General features: G+C 56.3%; 7 protein-coding genes. All 7 read right to left on the bottom strand.

What is annotated here, in order from left to right:
* Positions 1–9 precede the first annotated feature (9 nt).
* Positions 10–825, bottom strand: coding sequence for a GDSL-type esterase/lipase family protein (locus tag ACFPQ4_RS20575; protein WP_378113780.1), 816 nt, complete (start codon positions 823–825; stop codon positions 10–12).
* A gap of 155 nt (positions 826–980) precedes the next feature.
* Positions 981–2,780: an ABC transporter ATP-binding protein gene (locus tag ACFPQ4_RS20570; RefSeq protein ID WP_378113779.1), complete on the bottom strand. Its 1,800-nt coding sequence runs from the start codon at positions 2,778–2,780 to the stop codon at positions 981–983.
* On the bottom strand, positions 2,777–4,579 hold the full coding sequence (locus tag ACFPQ4_RS20565; protein WP_378113778.1) for an ABC transporter ATP-binding protein: 1,803 nt from the start codon (positions 4,577–4,579) through the stop codon (positions 2,777–2,779). Before ACFPQ4_RS20565 ends, ACFPQ4_RS20570 begins: the two co-directional genes overlap by 4 nt.
* A gap of 258 nt (positions 4,580–4,837) precedes the next feature.
* Positions 4,838–8,566 carry a dynamin family protein gene (locus ACFPQ4_RS20560; protein WP_378113777.1) on the bottom strand — a complete coding sequence of 1,243 codons (3,729 nt, stop codon included), beginning with the start codon at positions 8,564–8,566 and terminating at the stop codon, positions 4,838–4,840.
* A complete protein-coding gene (gene nth, locus ACFPQ4_RS20555) occupies positions 8,563–9,231 on the bottom strand; it encodes an endonuclease III (RefSeq protein ID WP_378113776.1) in 669 nt (222 codons plus the stop codon). The genes ACFPQ4_RS20560 and nth overlap by 4 nt, the downstream gene beginning before the upstream one ends.
* Positions 9,232–9,352: 121 nt before the next feature.
* Positions 9,353–12,070, bottom strand: a complete 2,718-nt coding sequence (locus ACFPQ4_RS20550; RefSeq protein ID WP_378113775.1) for an S-layer homology domain-containing protein — start codon at positions 12,068–12,070, stop codon at positions 9,353–9,355.
* A 57-nt stretch (positions 12,071–12,127) separates the two neighbouring features.
* The gene (locus tag ACFPQ4_RS20545; protein ID WP_378113774.1) at positions 12,128–13,750 is read right to left on the bottom strand and encodes an N-acetylmuramoyl-L-alanine amidase; all 1,623 of its coding nucleotides are present in this window, start codon (positions 13,748–13,750) and stop codon (positions 12,128–12,130) included.
* Between the last annotated feature and the right edge of the window lie 173 nt (positions 13,751–13,923).

Raw genomic sequence — 13,923 nt, 5'->3', positions numbered from 1 at the left:
CTAACGAGTCTAATTCAACGCTTGCACGATTCGTTCCGCTATACGGTCATAACCTTCCGCATTCGGGTGAAAATGGTCTCCCGACAAGTAGCGCTTAATGTTCGTCTCGAATAAATCGTACGTCGGGACGACCGTCGCGTTACCGTCGGCTTCAGCAAGCGCGTACGCGGCGGCGTTCCACTTCGCGACGATTCCGCTGCCGCTGCGCATCTCCGGCAAGTCGTAGAACGGATTGTATAAGCCGACGTACACGATGCGGGCGTTAGCGTTAAGCGACCTAAGCTTCTTGAACAAGGCTTCGAGTCTCGGAGTCGCCTCCGGCAAACGCGCCTCCAAAAGCTCGGGCGAGACGTCGCCGCCCTCGGCGATCGATCCGCCCTCCTGCGCGATTTGGAACAGATCGTTGCCGCCGATCGTGAGCAACACGATATCGGCTTTGCCGATCGCGTATTTGACGCCGCTTTGCTCGAAGCTTGCTAGCAATTGCTTCGTCTGCGACCCGTTGACCGCCAAATTGTTCACGAGCGTAACGGGTTTGTTCAGCGTATCCGCCAACCGATCCGTGACCCGTTTGACGTAGCCTTGGCCGGTCGTATCGCCGACGCCGTACGTCAGCGAGTCTCCGAGCGACGTAACGAATAGCTCGGGCTTGTCCGCCCAAGCGCCGCCCGTTGCCGTAGATGCTTCCGGCGACTCCGGAATCGCGAGCCCGTCTTGCGGAAACCACGTATCTCTGAGCGCCCAACCGAACCCGACAAGCAGCGCGCATAGGCACGCCAGCGTCGTCAGCCCTAACGCTCGCCATAACCAGTTACCCGATTTCATCCGCTTCTCCCCTTACGCGTCCAAACGCTCGGCTCGCCTGATTTTCCGATATTATCCTTCTCATCTACACGATAACGGTTCTCGCGCGGTTTTTCAAATCAAGCAAAAACGCCCGAAAGCGATGACTCGCTTCCAGGCGTTCGTAGCAAACGCGCTTACGCAGATAAATATCTGTACTGCGCCTCGACCAAACTCCGGTAGTGGCCCGGGCGCTTCATCAGCTCGTCGTGGTTGCCTTGATCGACGATGACGCCGTGATCGAGCACGACGATCATATCCGCATGCCGGATCGTGGAGAGCCGGTGGGCGACGATAAAGGAAGTACGTTCTTCAAGCAGCGTCCCTAGCGCTTCTTGGATGCGAAGCTCGGTCTCGGTGTCGATGCTTGCCGTCGCTTCGTCCAGCACGAGAATACGCGGGTTCGCGAGGAGCGCCCGCGCGAACGATAGCAGTTGCCTTTGTCCGACGGATAAGGCGTTGCCTCTCTCCTGCACTTCCGTATCGTATCCGTCGGGCAAATTCGCGATGAAATCGTGCGCTCTGACCGAACGGGCCGCCGCCTCGACTTCCGCGTCCGTGGCGCCTGGGCGTCCGTACCGGATATTGTCCCGAATCGTGCCGGAGAAGATGAACGTATCTTGCAGCACGATGCCGATTTGCGAGCGCAAGCTCTCGATCGTTACGTCGCGTACGTCGATGCCGTCCAGCAGCACGCGGCCTTCCACCGTATCGTAAAACCGACATAACAGGTTAACGATCGTGCTTTTTCCTGAGCCGGTATGCCCGACCAGTGCGACCGACATGCCGGGCTTCACGTCCAAGTTAATGCCTTTGAGCGCCGGACGGTCGGTTTCGTATCCGAACGTGACGTTATCCAATCTCACCCGGCCTTCAAGCTCGGTTAGCCGAGTCGCGTCTTCCTTCTCCGGAACGGCCGGCTTCTCGTCCATGAACTCGAAGATGCGTTCCGCCGAGGACATCGAGATAAGCAATTGGGAGTACATCATGCCCAGGCGCGTGATCGGCTCCCAGAAGCTGCCGACGTAAGTAATGAAAGCGACGAGCACGCCGACCGTCATCGCATCGGATTTAATCAAATACGTACCGTACAACAACAGCACGAGCGTTCCGATCGCCGACGTCACCTCGATAACCGGTCCGAACAATTGGTTGAACGCCGAGGCGCGGTTCCAAGAGCGAATGTTGCTGGAGTTCATCCCGTCGAAGTATCCGATGTTTTCGCGCTCTTGCGCGAACGCCTGCGTGACCCGAATCCCTTGAATGCTCTCGTTCAGATGCGCGTTAATGCGGGATTGCTTGATCCGGACGACTTGCCAAGCATGGCGGATCGTGCGCCGCAGCTTCGAGGAGACGAGGAACATGATCGGCACCGTAATCATTACGGCAAGACCGAGCTTAGGTTCTAAGAAGAGCAAAATAATCGTAATCCCGATTAATTGAATAATATCGATAACCGTATTTATGACGCCGTTCGTGAATACGTCCTGCAGCGAGTTAACGTCGTTGGTCACCCGCACGAGGACGGAGCCGGCCGGACGTTTATCGAAGAAACGGAACGATAGCGATTGAATATGCTTGAACAGCGCCGCCCGCAGGTCGAAAATAACTTTTTGCCCGATTTCGTTCGTCTTTTGAATCGTATACCGCTGTGCCCACCATCGCATTCCGTACATGGCGAGCATCGCGACAACGAGAATGACGAGCAAGCTCGTGCTGCCTTCTCCGTTCTCCGGCTGGATCGCTTGATCGATCGCCTTATACGTCAGAAACGGGATCGCCAGGCGCGAAAGCATGCCGAACACCGTCATGACGAACGTTACGCTAATGACTTCTTTCCGATAGGGACGCACGAAAGCGAACAGTCTGCCGATCTGCTTCCAGTTAAAAGGCGTTTCGATCGTGTCGTCGTCTTGATAGACGAATTGGCGACTCATCCCGTCACCCGCCTTTCCATGCCGCTAGCTTGCGCATCCTGCTCCGCGCCCAGCTCTTCCGGACGATCCGCGTATTGAATCCGGTACGTCTCCCGGTACAAGCCCGGTTGTCTGATCAGTTTATCGTGGACGCCGCGCTGTACGATTCTTCCGCGATCGAGCACGATGACTTCATCGGCATGCCGCAAAGACGAAATCCGGTGAGCGATGACGAACACGGTGCGTCCGGTCATCACTTGGCGAATCGATTGCTGGATGAGATGCTCGGTTTCCATGTCGAGCGCGCTCGTCGCGTCGTCTAGGATAAGCACCTTCGGCTTGCGCAGCAGCGCGCGGGCGATCGCGATCCGTTGTTTTTGTCCGCCCGATAAGCCCATGCCCCGTTCTCCGACGATCGTCTCGTAGCCGAGCGGCAATTCGCGGATAAACCCGTCCGCTTGCGCCAATCTCGCCGCCTCCTCGATCTCTTCCATCGAAGCGTCGGGAATGCCGTAGCTTATATTTTCTTTGATCGTCGTCGAGAAAAGGAACGATTCTTGGAAGACGATCGCAATATGGCGGCGCAAGCTTTCAAGCTCGATATGGCGCACGTCGACGCCGTCGATCGTTATCGCCCCTTCGCCTACGTCGTAGGCCCGCAGCAGCAGCGAGACGGCGCTCGTCTTGCCCGAGCCGGTCCCTCCGAGCATGCCGACCACCGAGCCCGGCGGTACGTCGAGCTGGAAGCCGATCAACGCGGACGGCTGATTGTTCCGGTTCGCGTACCGGAAGCTGACGTCGTCGTAACGGATATGTCCTTTGATCGCTTCCTCTTCCAGCACGAGCGCATGATCCGCGTTTTTGATCGATACGTGTTGGTTTAACAGCTCCAGCAGCCGCTCGCCCGACGCCTTCGATTGCGTGTAGTTGTTGATTTGGAAGCCGAGTCCCCAGAGAGGCGCGACTACCATGCCCAGCATACCGTTCAACGCGACCAGCTCTCCGAGCGTCAAGCTGCCTTGGATAACCCGCCAGCCGCCGGCCAGCAACAAGATCGCCACGCTTAAGTTAGCGATAAACTCGATGAGCGGAAAATATTTAGCCCAGACGCGCGCGAGTCCAAGATGATTGTCCCGATAGTCTTCGTTGCCTTTCGCGAACTTCTTCAGCTCGAACGGCTCCCGCGCGAACGACTTAACCGTTCTGACGCCGGTAATATTCTCTTGCACGCTGACCGTCAGCCGGCTGACCGCAGCGCGGATCGAACGGAATACGGGGTGAATGTTTTGCTCGAAGCGGATGGCGATGAAGCCGATGACCGGCACCGTCACCATGACCATGAGCGTAAGCTTCCAATCGACGAAGAACATCATCGCGAATCCGAACAGCAGGAGGAAAAACGTATTCAATAGCTGAGCCAACCCGAACCCGATAAAGTTGCGGATCCCTTCGATATCGGCGGTTAGCCGGGACATCAGGTCTCCCGTTCTCGCGGAATCGTAATACGTGAACGATAATTGCTGAAGCTTCTCGTAGCTACTGTTGCGCAATCGGTAGGCGAGCCTGTTGCCTACGCGCGAGCCGCTGAAACCGTGTACATATTGAAAGCAGGCTTTTACGACGATAATGCCGACCGCGCCGAATGCCAATCCGGTTACGCCGCCGTATTTGCCGGGAATAATCATGTCGTCGATCAAAGTTTTGAGTAGAAGAGGATATACCAAGCCTAATGCCGTTGCGATCGCGAGCCCGATGACTGACCCGAGCAGGAATCGTTTGTCTTGCCAAAAGAACCTTTTCAAAGCGCGAAAAACGTCCAAGAAAATCCTCCTCTCGTGGGTTACCTCGGCAGTTTAACGCATTAAAAACCGATCGGCAATCTCGTTAAAAGCCGTTATACACTTCTAAGTTCGTCGTAGCCGCCATCATTTCGCCATATTCTCCCGATAACGCCATAATGATCGGAAATCTTACCCAATATCAAGAGGTTCTATAGTAAACGAGAGCATTTTGCCGTATTTATGAGCAAAGGCCCCCTTTCATCGCCGATGGCGATAAAAGAAGGCCCAATATTCACCCTATTGCCGCAATGCGCGCCACTGCGTTAACACGTCGGAGAGCACAAGTTCTTCCCCCGGTTCGCGAAGCGTCTGGCTTAAGCTGGACGCGAACGCCGCCAACTGGGCGGCTAACCCGCGGGATGCCGTACGAAGCGCTTCATACAGCGTATCGGACGCCGTAGCTTCCCATTGCGTTTTCAATTCTGCGAACTGCCGATCGATTTCTTGGAACAGCTGCTCGAGCAATTCGTCTCTAAGCGCGGATTTTCCGTCATTCTCGAAAAATTGCTTCGGCGAGCGGAAGGCGTTCCATAGCTTTTTGCCGTCCGCGTGCGGTCCGTTCGAAAACGGTTCGAACAACGGCAGCTCCAAGACCGCGCGCGACATCGGCTCTGGCGTGAACCCTTCGGCGGCCATGCCGCCTTCCTCCGACTTCTTCTGGATGACGCCTTCGATAATGTTGTTCAGCGTGCCTTCGAGCCGGAGTCCGGCGGAACGCAGCTCTTGGAGCAAGTCGTCGCCGATCGCCCGCTGAAGGTCGCCGTAGCACGCGAGCATCAGCTTTTTCAAATCGCGCCCGTCGTCTTGCAGCACGGAAGGATGGAACGCCGATTGGAAATGAGCGTTAAACCGGAACCGCACGCGCTGGCGCAAATGGTACAGTTGCTCTCCCGCTTCCTGCAATAGCGGCTGCACGGCCGCAGGCGGCAGCATCGCCTCGCCTTGCGCGAGCCAAGACTGCGCCTCTTGCTGCAGTCTTAGCGCCTTGGCGTCGCGTGTGGCGGCGTCGGCGTTCGCGTTGGCGAGCCAACTGTCCAGCAGCTTGCCCGTCCGCTCGAGCTCCTTGCGGGCGGCGGCAAGCGCCAGACCGCCGAGCTCCTGCTCGGAGAACGCTTGGAAAGCTTGCTCGAACGCGGTTATACCGGCGCTTGTTAGCGCTTCGCGGTCCCCGCGCTGTTTCGCTTCGATGCCGGCCAAGCTCGATACCGGGAACAATCTCGGGTTGCGGATGCCGTGCTTCGATAATTGCGTACCGACGTGATTGCACACCGAATCGAGCTCCTCACTCGATGATGCCAAGTCCGAGGCATTGATAACGAAAAACATTTTATCGAGTTCGAATACGTCCTTCACGCTGCCCAGTTGATTCAAAAACTCGCGGTCGGCTTCGGTGAAAGCATGGTTGTAATAAGTGACGAACAAGACGGCGTCGGCGTTCTTAATGTACTGGAACGCTACGCCCGTATGGCGGGCGTTGATCGAATCCGCCCCCGGCGTATCGACGAGCACGGCGCCGCTTCTCGTAAGCGGGGAATCGATGTACAGATCGATTTCCGATACGTAGCACGCCGCCTGCTCCGCCGCCGCGTATTTGCGGTACGTTGGCTCGTCGACGACGAAATCGGTGCCCAGCAGCTTGCCGTACTCGGACCACCCGCTCTCCGCGGCGTTCAAGAACGCCAAATGCGGACGGCCGCGAGGATGCAGCTCGTCGGCGGAAATGCGCACCTTTAAGGCGAGCATGCGCTCGATGTTATCGCCGGCGTCGTTCAGCTCCGATTTATCGATGCCGATTCGCTTCAGCGACAGCTTAACGTCCTCGGCGAACGCTTCCTTGGACTTCATCGTAATGCGCGCCGTGCCTGCGACGTCGCCATCTGCCGGAGCTAGAATGCGATTGATCGCCGACGTGGTCGGGTTCGGCGACACGGGAAGCACCGGTTTGCCGACGAGAACGTTGGCGAACGAAGATTTGCCTGCGCTGAACGCGCCGAACAGCGCGATCGTGAACCGCTTGTCGCGGAACCGCTCGGCTTTGGCCGCGAGACTGTCCGCCATGCCGCTGAGCGCCGGCTGCCGGCGCAACTGAGCCGCGGCACGCTCCAGCAGCTCGGCCGCGCCTTGCGGGTCGCCGGCGCGTTGAGAAGTCGATTCTGAAGCCACTTCAGCCGGATCGCTATTCGACTCGCTTGCTGCCTTGTTCCCCTCGGCATGCGCGAGCCCATTTTGCATCGTTCCTTTTACTTGAGCAGATTCGGCAAGCTTCTCGATACATTCCGGCTTTACCGCAGGCGGGACAGGCAAATCGATCGCTCCGTCCGCATGCCGAGCAGGCAACTCGGACAGCAAGCGACGTTCTTCCTCGCGCGCGGCTTCCTCCAGCTTCTCGATGTCCGCGGCCGCGGCATCTTGTCGGTCGAGCTCCGACAACCGTTGCCGGATCGAAGCGATCAATGCTTCGCGTTCGACTTTTCTGCCCGCCTCCAAATCGTCGAATACGAGCATAGCCGCTTTCCGGTACACGGATTTCAATTCCGTGCTTATTTCCGCCGCATAATGGAGCGTCGCTTGGCCGTCCGCGCCTGCGCCCGGCTTGACGAGCGATTTGATCCAATCGGCGGTTACGGGAAGTAGAACGGCGTCGAGCGACTGTTCCAGCTGCACGCCTTCGATTCCGGCATCTTTGGCTACTTGCCTAAGCATGTCGCGCACGTGTCCGGCAAGATGGGCGGCGATTTGTCCGTTGAAGTCGTCCGCAAGCAGCGTCAATCTACGATTTCGCTCCGCATCGGTCTTTGCTGCGCCAGCTAACCACCCCGCTTTAAATCCGGGTTGCATCGCCTCAAGCACATGCTGCGCTTTTTCCCGGGTTTCCGCAGGCGTCAAGTTCGCGTTGCCTAGCAGCCGGTCGAGCTCCTTGCGCATCGCTTCCCTGCTGCGATCCCCGGCATGCTTGGCATCCTCGAGCTGCGCGTTGAACTGCGCCTTAGCCTGCTCTCGCTCCGAATCGGACGCTTCTCCTACGTGCTGCTGCAGCCGCTCTCTGTCTTCCCGGCTGTTCGCGCGCAGCGTCTCTTTGAATTGCTCCGCGAGATAGATAGCGGAACGCTCCGCGCTGCGTAGCATGAGCGGAGTCGCGAGCGGCTGCAAGTCGCATAGAAGCTTTAGCAGCTCTTCCCACTGCGACAGCGGGTGGTTCTTCTCTCTTAAGGAAAGGAATAGCAAACCCGCAGGCTCGATATCCCATTGCTTGAGCGCCTGCCGCAAGCTGGACTCGAATTCCGCGAACGTCAGCTGATCTTCGCGATGCTTGTCGATCTGGTTAACGATGACGTAGGTCGGCTTGCCCCATCTGGCCAAGCTGCGCAGGAAGCGGAAGTTCACTTCGGATTGCACGTGGTTATAATCCGTCACGTAGAACACGACGTCGGCCAGATGCAACGCCGATTCGGTCGCCGCGCGATGCGAGCCGTCCGTCGAATCGACGCCCGGCGTATCGACGAGCGCCATTTGCCCGCCTAGCAGCGGAATCGGGTAAGAGACGCGAATCGTCGATACGCCTTCGCCGTCTACCGCGTAACTATGAAGCTCTTCGACGCCGATGCGCCGCGCTTCGTGCACTTGCCCGGCCGCATCCTGGAAGATCGTCTCGGCGTAAGGTTCGCCGTTAACGATCGTAACTACGTTCGCGCTTGTCGGAATCGGCGACGATGGGAGCAGCTCCGCCCCGCACAGCGCGTTCACGAGCGTCGATTTCCCCGCCGAGAAGTGGCCGCAGAACGCAAAGGTCATTCGTCCGCTGCCGAGCTTCTCGCTTAACTCGCGGTATTTGTCGGCTTGGATGGCGTCTCCTTTCGTTTTCGTTTGTCCGGCCATGCGCACGAGCGCTTCCCGATAACTAGCCAGGCTGGCTCCATGCTCGTTCGTTATGGGGATAGGAGCTCTTGCTTCTATGTTGCTGTTCACTTGGTTACGCTCCTCTTCTTGGTCGCCGGCTTCATGCGGGCTTTCCCTTCCTTGCAATGCATGACTAGCGGACAAACTTCGCATTTCGGATTTTGCGCCTTGCAGTGGTAACGTCCGAAGAAAATAAGCCGGTGATGCGTAATCGTCCACTCGTCCTGCGGCACTTTACGCATCAACTTCTTCTCTACTTCTAGCACCGAATCGTCCGGCAATGCGATACCCAGACGCTTAGAGACGCGCTCGACGTGCGTATCGACCGCTATCGCGGGAACGTCGAACGCATTGGACATGACGACATTGGCCGTCTTCCGTCCGACGCCCGGCAATTCGGTCAGCAAGCTATGCTCGCGCGGAATTTCTCCGCCGTGCTTATCGATGACGAGCTTGCATAGCTTCTGTATGTGTGCCGCCTTATTACGGAACAATCCGATTCGGCGGATATCGTTCTCTAGTTCTTCTAGCGGTACGCTCAAGTAGTCTTCGGGCTTACGGTATTTGCGAAATAAATCGACCGTAACCTTATTCACCGTCTCGTCCGTGCATTGCGCGGATAACAGTACCGCGATCGTGAGCTCGAACGGATTGCTATGGTTAAGCTCGCATCTCGCATCCGGGAACATCTCGGCTATCGTATCCAACGTCTGCCGTATCGTCTTCGCGTTCATGGTTTCTCCTCATCCTAACAAAGTCATAACTCAGTGTACCGAAAGATGACCGACCCGGCAATAGTTTGCCGCGCGCGAAGAAGGGCCGCCTCGCGGCAGCCCTTCTCTTCTAGCTATCGTTTTATTTGGCAATCTCGACTACTTTGCCCCTGAGCACGTACAACGTGATCGCGTCGCCGTCTTTCAAAGCGGTGATGCTGATCGTCGTCGCGCCTTGATGAACGTACGCCGTAGGAGAAATCGTAAAGTAGTTTTTGTCGCCCATAGTGACGTTCTTCACATAAAACACTTTAGTAATCGCGTCGACCTTCCAGAACGTACGATTCACGACGGTCGCAAGCTCGATGACAGCACGGTCGTTCTCGTCCTTGCTGATTTCGATCAGATCGCCCGGCTGAATGACCGCCATCGATGCGAGCGTCACGTTATCGCGCTTCACTAGCGGGGATGCACCTACCGTCTTCGTTACGGCTTCGCCGGTCGAAGACGTGTACGTAATGCTGCCTAGAGAAGAGTTGACCGATACGACTTTACCGGAGACGACGGCAACCGCGCGAATAGCGACCGGCGTATTGCCTTGCATTTTCACGTTGACGAGCGAACCCGCCGCAAGCGAACCTAGCGTGATCGCCGTGCCGCTATCGTCTTGAATAGTAAAGTCGGAATTTAGCGTATACGTCTCGTTCGTCGTGCTTCCCGGAATTTTCAACGTAATTTTCTTCAAAGTGCTATCCGTGGAAACGACTTCGAATTGCGCGTTTTTGTAAACGAGTACGCTGCCGACTTGATCTTGCATCGCATTCATTAGAATCGTAACGCGATCGCCTGCTTTCACGTCCGCGGTCGTCTCGCTGTTCATGCCGTAAATTTCGACTAGCGGCGACGTATACGGAAACGAGATGCTGCCGCCGGTTTCCAGCGCTAGCTTCAAAGTTTTGGTAACCGCGTTGTTCTCGGTTACGGTGCCCGTATACTTCGACACGACGGATACATAGATCGCGTTCGTACCGCTAAAGCCGACCGTTAGTCTTTTCCCCTTCACGGAAATATAAGGAATCGCCGCTTCCAGCGTCACTTTCGTTCCGTTAAGATCGAATCTCGTTCCCGCGTTAATGTCCAAGTTGTATTTCACGCCGGCCGTGTCATAGACAATGAGTGTCTTCTCGGAAGCGACATAGCTTCCGATCGTCGCGCCGACGAGCGTCGTTACGGAGCGATTCGTGACCGTGATCAACGTTACTTTGCGGTTGTTGTCCAGCGTGAGCATAACCGCGTCGCCTTTGACCAAATCGTCCAGCGTCGGATCAACGAAGCCTTGGATTTTCACCGCGACGTTCTCCGATAGATATTCGGCTTCCAGCTTGCTTTCAGCCGTATACTGGATCGAATTGTCCGTCTTGTTGATGGTCGCTAGCGTACCGGATACCGACGTAATCGGCTTGTCGGCGCGCACTACGATAATGCTAGTCACGTTGCCGTTCTTAACTTCGTAAGAAATCGTATCGCTTACGAGCAGTTGATCCACGGACAGATTAACCGTTCCGTTCAGCTTGATCGGCGCATTGCTAGCAACCGGGAACGTCTCCGCTTTGCCCGTTGCGTCTTTCACTTCTAAGGACAACGCCTGCGGGTTCCAAGCAGACACCGTTCCGCTGCCGGTTTTGTTAATGATCGTCTGCTTCACCGTTAGCGCGACGACTTTGTCGTCCGCTCTCACGGTCAGCTTTACGTCCACGTTCAGCGGCAAATTCGCCAAGCTGATCGGCTGTCCCGCAGCGTCCGTAATCGTAGGCACGCGAGACGGATCGTAGGTATAGTACTTATATTCGTCTCCGATTAATAGTGCGAATTGATATTTCGGAGGCGTATACAGCGTAAGCTTGCCTTCGACCGTTTTCACTTGCGGCGTTTCGTCGGTCATTTCCGCGTAGCCGACTTTGCCGTCGGAGCCGGTTATGAGCAAGGCTTTGCCGTACAGACGAAGCGCGCCCAGCGTAATCGGCGTATCTACGTCTTTGCGGTAGTAGGCCGTATTGTCCGTAATCGGATAATCGCGGGTCGAACCGTCCGGATGCAGCAGCGTCAGCTTGTCCGCCGTAATGTTGAGGAGGACGCCTTCCACTTGCCCGTTGTACGGAACGGAAATTTTCGATTCCGCGCGACTGAACAGCGTCGATGCCGTTGCGCGCGTCACTAGATCGACCGGCTTGAACTCGGTCACCGTCGCGCCTTTAACCGTCGTGGTTACGCCGTTAACGAGACCGTTGTCGACCGCAACCTTCACGTACGCTTTCAGCTTCGCGTCGATTTTTGAGTCGTCCGCGAACGACGTAACCTGATCGGCCGCCGCGACAGCGTCGGCGTCTTTCCCGATCGCCCGGACGAGCAGCTTCGCCATCCACTCGCGCGTCGCCGGACTCGCGCCCCAGCTTTTGCCCGGCTCGCTCTTGGCAAGCGCCGTCTCTTCGCCGATTAGAAGCAGCTTTTTCTGAAGCGCCAAATTTATGTATTTCGTATAGTCTGTCTTGACGTTCAACGCCGCCGGTATGACCGTGGCGGCCGACGAATCGACTTCGTCTTCGAGACCCATGAACCTTAAGGCGATGATGACGGCTTCCTGGCGGCTAACGGAGTTGTTCGGATTGAATTTGCCGTTGCTGCCTTTAAGAATGCCTTGCAACGCCAGCTTGGCGATATGCTTCTCCGCCCAATGACCGGCGACGACGTCGCTGAACGGCGTAGCGGCGGCGCTTGCCGTCTGCGTCGTCCAAGTGGCTCCCGACCATACGACGGAGGCGATAACGACGCTGGAAACCCACTTCTTAACGTTTGGATTCATCCCCAAAATCCTCTCCCTTATACAAGCATGCCGGCCCCCCGAAGAGGGCCGGTCAATTTAACTTAATTTCAAATATTGCTTCAATCCGGCTGCGATCGCTTGCGCGACGCGGTTCTGGAACTCTTCCGTCCACATTTGCGGCTCATCGGTCTTATTAGATAAGTAACCGATCTCGAGCAGCGTGGCCGGCATCGTCGTCTCGCGCGTGACGTGAAGGTTTTTGCTGCGCACGCCATTATCTTTGAGCTTCGTGGCCGGAATTAAGGCCGCATGCATCGCGTTCGCGAATGCCAAGCTATCGGATCTTGTATAGTACGTTTCCGTACCGTTGGTAGAAGCCGTATAACTGTTCGCATGAACGGACAGGAACAAATCCGCTTTCAAATCGTTCGCGACCTTGACCCGATCCTCGAGCGTCGGATACGAATCGTCCGATCTCGTAAGCACGAGCTTGATTCGCTCGTCGGTTGCCAAAATCTTCTGCACTTTAAGCACGATCGCCAAGTTGAAATCTTTTTCCCAGCGTCCGCTTAAGCCTTGCGCTCCCGGATCTTTGCCGCCGTGTCCCGCGTCGAGCACGATGGTGTACAACGACTTGTCCGGCGCCGATTTCTTCAAAGCGATAATGAAGTCGCCGACGGTCGGATCCTGGATGACGTCGTACTGGGTCGGCTTGTTCAAATCTAGCACGACTCTTACCGTACGCGGATTGCTAGAGTAGAGCGAATAACGAACCTTCTGAAGCGAATCTTGGCCGGTCACCGGGAATTCGCCCAGCTTGCCAAGCGACGGATCCGTCGTGAGCGGCGGATAAAACGCGGTATCGAAATCCGCGCTCGGGAAATCGATCACGATTCGGTCCGGATTCGTCAGCGTCGTTACTTTCGGCGCGATCGTTCCGCTATACTTCATGCGGACTTGATCGGCGACGTAGCGGATTTCGTAAAGCTTGCCGGCGACTTCTTGCGGCACTTCGCCGCCCGGAGTCGTCGATCCGCTATCTCCTGGTGTCGTGCCTGGTAACGTACCTGGCGTCGTACCCGGTGTCGTTCCTGGCGTAGTAGAACCGGTATCGCCTGGAGTCGTTCCCGGCGTTGTTCCCGGAGTCGTTCCCGGCGTTGTTCCCGGGGTCGTGCTTCCATCGCCGCCCGTTGGCGTTCCCGGCGTCGTTCCGGTATCCGAACCATTGCCGGTGGCAGGAGGAACCGCTTCCACACCTTCGGATCCGCTACCGGTATTCGGAGCTTCCGGAGAATAAAGAAACACGGACTTGGTCGGATTGTCCCAGAACACTTGAATGCCGACCGATTCGCTCAAAAATCGTAATGGAATGAGGACGCTATTGGATTGCATGGTCGGGGGCATGTCCATCATTTTCGATTTACCGTCGACGATAGCCGTCTTCTTGTCTACCGACATGACGATTTTCTTGTTGCCGCCCGATACCGTAACTTGTTTGTTAGCGTTAACGTAATCGACTTTGTACCCTAAGCTCTCCGTAACGATCCGTACGGGTACCATCACGAAGTTGTTCATGATGGTCGGGGGCACCTGCGGTTGCAGTACTTTGCCGTCCAGTATCAGCTTGGGAATAACCGTTGCCTTCTCGGCATAAGCCATACCGGCACTAAGGAATAGCATGACGGTGACGACGAACAACAAGGGCAACCACTTACTCATGCTTCACCTCGATGGGAGTAGATTTGCGGACGTTAGCAATTAAATCTTGTATGTAAGTCTATCAGTTTGTCCACGCATCATTAGACGAGTTTCCCTATGAAAAGTTGCGTAATAGAGGAAAAAAAGACCCTTCGTCCCGAATTCTGGCGAATTAGGGTCGAAAGGCCTATTAG

The organism is Cohnella yongneupensis, from assembly GCF_042655785.1.
Lineage (GTDB): Bacteria > Bacillota > Bacilli > Paenibacillales > Paenibacillaceae > Cohnella > Cohnella yongneupensis.
This window is presented reverse-complemented; position numbering and strand designations above follow the sequence as displayed.

Coding starts and splice junctions, on each gene's coding strand:
- ACFPQ4_RS20545 (WP_378113774.1), bottom strand. CDS start 13,750: ATGAGTAAGTGGTTGCCCTTGTTGTTCGTCGTCACCGTCATGCTATTC.
- ACFPQ4_RS20550 (WP_378113775.1), bottom strand. CDS start 12,070: ATGAATCCAAACGTTAAGAAGTGGGTTTCCAGCGTCGTTATCGCCTCC.
- nth (WP_378113776.1), bottom strand. CDS start 9,231: ATGAACGCGAAGACGATACGGCAGACGTTGGATACGATAGCCGAGATG.
- ACFPQ4_RS20570 (WP_378113779.1), bottom strand. CDS start 2,780: ATGAGTCGCCAATTCGTCTATCAAGACGACGACACGATCGAAACGCCT.
- ACFPQ4_RS20575 (WP_378113780.1), bottom strand. CDS start 825: ATGAAATCGGGTAACTGGTTATGGCGAGCGTTAGGGCTGACGACGCTG.